This window comes from Borrelia crocidurae (assembly GCF_000825665.2).
GTDB classification, from domain to species: Bacteria; Spirochaetota; Spirochaetia; order Borreliales; family Borreliaceae; genus Borrelia; species Borrelia duttonii.
Genome location: NZ_LN609267.1, coordinates 43,766 through 50,524 on the forward strand (window position 1 = coordinate 43,766; position 6,759 = coordinate 50,524).

The following is a 6,759-nucleotide window of genomic DNA, read 5'->3' on the forward strand; positions in this document are numbered from 1 at the left end:
AATAAATAAGCTATGAAAAAGCTAATAAAGAATAAAAATGAGGAGGCGAGAGAAAATAAAATGCCCTTTATTCACTTATAATTTTCCAAAATTTTATCAACTAATAATTCATTTTCCTTTTCTAAATCAATATTAAATAAATTATCTGATTTAACCCAAAGATCTTTCAAAATGTCTTCATTAATTGATCGATAATGCATTACACTATCACCCAATTTACCATCAGGAAGACTAGGTTTGGGAAAGAAAAAATCATCCATATTAAAACTAGAATTCAAATCAAAATAAAAATCTTCTATATTAAGCAATTTCAACTTAAGATTTACATTCTCTTCAGTATTATTTTTACTCTCGTCAATAATTTTAGACGAATATAAATAAATCAAAAAATAAACAAAAATTAATAAAAATATCTATATAAAAACTAATATTTAATGTTTAATTTTATAATCATATATTATCAATCTCAAAATACACAAAGTAAATTATATATTAAATATTACACTTTCTCCATTATCACTAGTAACACCAATTAAATTCTTACTGCCCTTAGCAACATACATATTATGAGTTATTATCAATAATTGAACTTTTTGACCAAGTTCATTTAAAAGTGTTGAAAGTTTATTACTATTTTCAAAATCAAGAGAAGCATCAATTTCATCAAGTACACAAAATGAAGCAGGAGAATAATAATACAAAGCAAACAAAAATGCTATACTAATTAAAGAATGCTCTCCTCCAGAAAGCATTTTATTGCCTTTGACTAATTTATCCTTAAAATTTATTTTAATTTCTATTTCATCTAAATCCTTATCATAAAATAAACTTCCACTACCCTTAAATATTCGACTAAAAAAATAAATAAAATGATCACTAATTTTATCGAAAGCCTCATTAAATTTTTTATTGATTTCCCTCTTAATTCTTTTTCTAAGCTTATCTAAAGATTCTTTAGTAGCATTTAAATCATTAAATCCCAAAACTATCATCATCAACCTTATCCTTTATCTCATTATATTCCCTCTCAACATTAAAAAAAATATAATTATCATGCTCAATCATACTCATTTCTTTCCGTAAAGAAGCTATCTGTACTAAATCATCTTCAAGATCAAATTTTTCCATATCCTTATTAACAAAATTAAAATCTTTTATCTCATCCTTAATATCCAAATTAGAATGCAATAAAATATCATATTCTGCTTGCTTTTTCATGTATTCATAATAAGATGAATTTTTAAAAGCATCTAATACACTCAAAGTATTGACCCCTTTATTTCCAACTAATTCACTACCTTTTGCATCACTTAAAAACTTGTCTAAATTAACATTAATGTCACTTCGTTCCAAGTTTAATTCATCCAGTTTTAAATTTAAATTATTAAGGCGTTCCTTAAGTTCATCCCTAGTTTCAAATAAAAATTTTAAATTACTATCAATTAATTTAATTTCATCTTCATTTTTAAGCCTAGAAAGCTCTGTATATTCAATCTCACCCAATATCTCATTTAATTTTAATGTCTTCTCAGACACTAAACTCTCAATAGTAGTGATTTCCTTTGCAAGACTAGTCTTAGAATTATTTCTCGTAAGCAAAAATTTTCTTAAATCAACATTTTGTTCAAAAATAGGTTCAATTTTCTCTCTTAATAAATTTAAAAGTTTATCTTCCTTGACTATATATTTAAGTAAATTTTCTCTAATATTTTTAAGATATTTGATGCTTAATGTATCTTCAAACAATTTTAAAGAATTTAAAATGTTTTTTTTAAGTTGCTCAAATTCTTCTATATTACTTTCCTTGACAATCGACAATACTAAATCAACAAGTTCAAAAAAACTCCTAGTATACCTATTTATCTCATCAGTCAATATGAAAAAATCTTTCTTTTTACTTTGAAGGGAATTATTTAAATTCATAAGCTCTTCATTTATGCTTACTTTTACTGATTCAATCTGTGACTTATTGCCCATAAAAATATTTGCTAAATTTAATTTTCCCCTCTTATCATGTTCTAATTTTTGAATCTTAATTTCCATTGTAAGCAACTTAGATTTTAACATTTCAATTTCTTTTTTAATAAGTTCAATATTCCTTAATAACATTCTTTTCTCTAAGAGAATAAAATTCTAATTTTTCCTTAATATTTTCAATAGAAAAACTACTTAAATGCAAAATATTGTCTATATCTTTAATATTCAAACCATTCTTAAGTTTAGTTAATTCAAAGTTAAGATTAAAAAGCTTCTTCAAGCTTAAATTTTTATCCAATACTTCTAAATCGTTCTTTAATTTTTGGTATTTATCTTTAATCAAAAAGTCATTCTTAATTTTTTCATATTTTTCATTTAATTCATCTCTCAACATCAAAAGAGAAGTCAAATTTTCTCTAGATTTTTCTAAGCTCTTATATGCCTGTTCCTCTTCAACTCTAAGCATATCTATTCCACTAGCCTCTTCTATTAGAGATTTTAAATTAATATTGCCACTTGAAGATATTCTCTCAATCTTACCCTGATTAATAAACATATAAGGAGAATTCTTAAATCTTAGCTTATTAACAAGATCCATATAATTTTTAAGATTCAAATTATCATTATTTAAAAAATATTCACTTGTACCATCTTTATAAAGCCTTCTTCTAATATAAAATTTATCTCTAAAATCACCAATAGAGAGATCTTCATTATTAAAAAAAAGAGTCACCTCAGCAAAATTAGATTCCTTAGATTTTGATACAGAAATTAAATCTGTTATATGTTTAATTCTCAAAATACTTAAATTATCTTCACCTATACAAAAACGAATTGCATCTAGTAAATTACTTTTTCCACAACCATTTGGACCTACTATAAAATTTAAACTACTATTTAACTTTAATTCTTGCATCTTAACAAAAGACTTAAATCCTAAAAGTCCTATTTTTTCTAAAAACAAAACTACTCCCAATTAAATTATAAACAATATTAATTTACTAAACATAATTCTGTATTATAATAAATAGTTATGATTTGTGGAATTGATGAGGTTGGAAGAGGGTGCATCTTTGGCCCAGTCTTAAGTGCAGCTGTTATTTTTAAAAGTAAACCCAACTTTTTAAATGAACTAGATGATTCAAAAAAACTTACCAAAACAAAAAGAGAATATCTCTCAGCATTAATACTAGAAAATGCATATTATGCGTTTGCAGATATATCCAATGAAATTATTGACAAAATTAATATTCACAATGCTTCACTCCTTGCAATGCAAATCGCATATCAAAAATTAAATATAGAATGCAACCTAGTACTTGTAGATGGAAAATTTATCCCCAAAATACAAGCTAAACAAATTAGAGCAATAATTAAAGGGGATTCTATGATCGATGAAATAAAAGCAGCATCAATTATTGCAAAAGTACAAAGAGATAAATTGATGGTTGAATATGATAAAATTTATCCCCTATATGGACTTAAAAAAAACAAAGGATATCCAACAAAAGAACACAAAGATGCAATCAAAAAACACGGAATACTAAGCCTTCACAGAAAGAGCTTTCAATTAATTTAAATATCAATTAACATAAACTGTAATTATGTCCATGATTAGGACTAAATCATCCTCAGAAAGGATCATGATTATGAAACACTTTAGGATCTACGATCATTATGATACTCTCCTTTTTTAACTAAATTTCCAGTAACCTTTTTCTTAATTACAGAAATTGCTTTCAATAAATTTGATTCAAATTCGTCAATATTTTCTTCATAAACAAAAACTGAATGTCTCTCAAAATCTCCATTAACATTTCTCTTACTCTCTACAATATTTAGAAAATAATCACCTTTTCTATTTTCTTTAACATTAAAGAAATAAGTCCTATCTGAATTTGTAAACAATTTATCAGAATATACTTCCCCTCTCTCGCCCATTAAGTCCTCCACACAAAAATCCTTTATATATTAGCTTATACAAAAGTTAACATAATTGTACTTACTAAACAAAAAAAATACTAGCCGAAATTAACAATAAAATCAATTGACATAAAATGAATTTTTTTATAAAATCAACTTTGTTATCTGTGCGTCCTTCGTATAATGGCTTATTACCTTAGCCTTCCAAGCTAATGATGTCGGTTCGATTCCGATAGGACGCTTCCTAAAAAGCTAATAACCTGAAATGTAAAAAAATTGGAGATGGCGGGAATTGAACCCGCGTCCTAAAAATAATATCATAAATATCTACAAGCTTAGCTAATTTTTAAAAAAAGCAATAAGGCTTGGAAAACAAGCAAACCACCAAATTACTCTCAAGTTTAAAGGTCCCTAAAAATCAACTTGAAACATTTTTAGGCATACTTTGATGTCTTAAAGAGTATAAGTTGAACCTCAAAGCAAAATCCAACAAAACTCTCTGCTAAATTAAGCAGCCATTACAAGATCTGAACTTGTAAAGTTATTATTTTTTGCATTTATTAAAGAAGTTTTAAGAGATTCCCTCTGCTTGCCATTTATGCTACTAAAGTTCTTAGTCAAATCCAAAAACATCCCCTCTAAATAATCTTTTAAGGATAGTATAACACAAATAAATAAAAAAAGGAAAAACAAACTAATTTACAAAACAACACTTAAAAGCTTATAATTACTTTAATACATTATTAATAAATATTAAAATGATAAATGATTCAAGGAGATTTTTTGAATAACGAAATGCTATGGTGCATCATGTTAATTTGTACTTATTCAATTTTAATTATTACGTACAATTTTTTTGGACAAAAAGGCTTACTAGCATGGCTAGTATCATCCGTAATTATTGCAAACATTCAAGTTTTAAAGCAAATTACAATATTTGGATTACATGCAACACTGGGCAATATTATTTATGCATCATCATATGTTGCAACAGATATTTTATCAGAAATTCATGGTCATAAAAATTCAAAAAAAGCGGTTTATATTGGATTTATAAGTTTTATAGCATTTGCATTTATTACAAATATCCAACTTTATTTTTCAACAAATAATTCTGACATATACTTAGAAAATTTAGAAAATATTTTCTCTTCAATTCCAATTTTATTAATCGCATCAATTATTGCATACATAATATCTCAATTAAACGATATATACCTATTTCGTTTCATTAAAGAAAAATTCCCAAAATTCTTGTTTATAAGAAGCAATGGATCAACATTAGTAAGTGAATTTATAGATACGATAATTTTTGTAAGCATTGCAACATACTTTAATATATTTCCAAAAGAAGCCTATCTTAATATAATAATATCCACATATTTTATTAAAGGAATCGCAGGCATCATGGGCACTCCATTTATTTACATTGCAAAATACATATATCAGAATAAAAAAATCCAAATTAATGAGTAAATATACATTCAATTATCACTTAATAATTTGTTATAATTAGCAACATGATAAACATAATTTTATGGACAATTCTAATAACATTTGTATACTCACAATTAACATTACTATACTACCTATTCGGCAAATCGGGACTTTTTTGTTTTAACATAATAATGAGTATACTCTCAAATCTCATTATATTAAAAAAAGTGACTATATTCGAACAACAAATTAGTCTATCAGGCATAACCTTTCTATCAACACTTTGTTCGCTAAATTTAATTACAGAAAAATATAATGAAAAATCAGCTATAGAGTCAATAACATTAAATATGCTCTCACATATCACTTTTGTAATAATGATGCATTTCACACTCTATTTTCACCAAAATGAATTTGATACTTCCAATATACACTTAAAAGTATTGTTCTACAATGCTTCTTATATTTCAATAATTTTCACTGGAACATATATCATATTTTTATCTAACTATGTGAACATAAAAGTATATTCTATGCTACAAAAAAATAATATAAACAGCAAATGGATCAGTCATAATGTATCAAGATTCTGCTCTTCTTGTATAGCCTATATGCTAGCAAATATTTCAATGTATATAATAGAACAATTATATCCTGGAAATAACATTAATATGGTAAAAAGTTCATGGATCTTTACCATTGCAATAATGATAATTGATACCTTTATATATTGTTTCCTAAACAAACTAAAAATTAGAAAAACTGCAATTTCTCAATGACTTTATACCTTTTTATAATTTTCCTATAATATTCAAGCTTTAAGTTTAACTTTTCATCTTCATTTAGCAAATAATCAATAGAACTACTTCTTAAACGATTAATTAAAGAATAAAAGACTATAGCTACGGCTACAGAGAGATTATAACTTTGTGTAAATCCATACATTGGTATTTTTAAATGCAAATCAGCATTTTGCAAAATTGTATGGCTAAGTCCCGTTAATTCTGTTCCAAAAAATACTGCCATTTTAGTATCAATTGGAAACTCTTCAAGAGATATGGCTGCATTATCTAATGATGTAGCTACTATTTTATACCCATTAGCTTTTAAATGTTCAAATGCAACTTTTACACATTTATATTTATTAATACCTATCCACTTTGAAGCTCCAAGAACAACACCTGGATTTAAAGTATACTTATTATTAGTCTCAATAATATGAATATTACTAAGTCCTAAAATCTCAATTGTACGCATTGTAGCACTTGCATTTTGAGATTGAAAAATATCTTCAAGTACAAGTGTCAAATAATTCGTACGATTATTTAATACTTCATCTATTCTCTCTCGTCTTCTTCGAGTTATAAATTCAGCCAATATTTCTATTCTTTTAAATGTATCACTGACCATAACATATTATTC

At 25.6% G+C, this 6,759-nt stretch carries 5 protein-coding genes, 1 tRNA gene, 1 other RNA gene and 2 pseudogenes; 4 read left to right on the top strand and 5 right to left on the bottom strand.

Annotated elements, in window-relative coordinates:
• Positions 1 to 71: 71 nt before the first annotated feature.
• Positions 72 to 386 carry a hypothetical protein gene (locus BN1173_RS00240; protein ID WP_246040012.1) on the bottom strand — a complete coding sequence of 105 codons (315 nt, stop codon included), beginning with the start codon at positions 384 to 386 and terminating at the stop codon, positions 72 to 74.
• A gap of 99 nt (positions 387 to 485) precedes the next feature.
• A pseudogene (locus BN1173_RS00245) lies at positions 486 to 2,941 on the bottom strand (AAA family ATPase).
• A gap of 69 nt (positions 2,942 to 3,010) precedes the next feature.
• On the opposite strand from BN1173_RS00245, the gene BN1173_RS00250 reads away from it, so the two are divergent.
• Positions 3,011 to 3,556: a ribonuclease HII gene (locus tag BN1173_RS00250; RefSeq protein WP_012537820.1), complete on the top strand. Its 546-nt coding sequence runs from the start codon at positions 3,011 to 3,013 to the stop codon at positions 3,554 to 3,556.
• 95 nt (positions 3,557 to 3,651) lie between these two features.
• Here BN1173_RS00250 and BN1173_RS00255 read toward each other — a convergent pair.
• Positions 3,652 to 3,918: pseudogene (locus tag BN1173_RS00255) on the bottom strand (DUF3276 family protein); the annotation flags it as partial.
• Positions 3,919 to 4,069: 151 nt separating this feature from the next.
• Between BN1173_RS00255 and BN1173_RS00260 the strand changes: the two are divergent.
• Positions 4,070 to 4,142: transfer RNA gene (locus tag BN1173_RS00260), tRNA-Gly, on the top strand.
• Between the two features lie 34 nt (positions 4,143 to 4,176).
• Here the strand turns inward: BN1173_RS00260 and ssrA are convergent.
• Positions 4,177 to 4,537, bottom strand: a transfer-messenger RNA (tmRNA) gene (gene ssrA, locus BN1173_RS00265).
• Positions 4,538 to 4,683: 146 nt separating this feature from the next.
• Here ssrA and BN1173_RS00270 point away from each other — a divergent pair.
• Both BN1173_RS00270 and BN1173_RS00275 read left to right on the top strand, forming a co-directional pair.
• The gene (locus tag BN1173_RS00270) at positions 4,684 to 5,376 is read left to right on the top strand and encodes a queuosine precursor transporter (RefSeq protein WP_014695958.1); all 693 of its coding nucleotides are present in this window, start codon (positions 4,684 to 4,686) and stop codon (positions 5,374 to 5,376) included.
• Positions 5,377 to 5,420: 44 nt separating this feature from the next.
• A complete protein-coding gene (locus BN1173_RS00275; RefSeq protein ID WP_014695959.1) occupies positions 5,421 to 6,116 on the top strand; it encodes a queuosine precursor transporter in 696 nt (231 codons plus the stop codon).
• Here BN1173_RS00275 and BN1173_RS00280 read toward each other — a convergent pair.
• Positions 6,091 to 6,747 (bottom strand): TrmH family RNA methyltransferase, encoded by a 657-nt coding sequence (locus tag BN1173_RS00280; RefSeq protein ID WP_014695960.1) that lies wholly within the window; start codon positions 6,745 to 6,747, stop codon positions 6,091 to 6,093. The two genes, BN1173_RS00275 and BN1173_RS00280, sit on opposite strands and share 26 nt — an antisense overlap.
• Positions 6,748 to 6,759 lie beyond the last annotated feature (12 nt).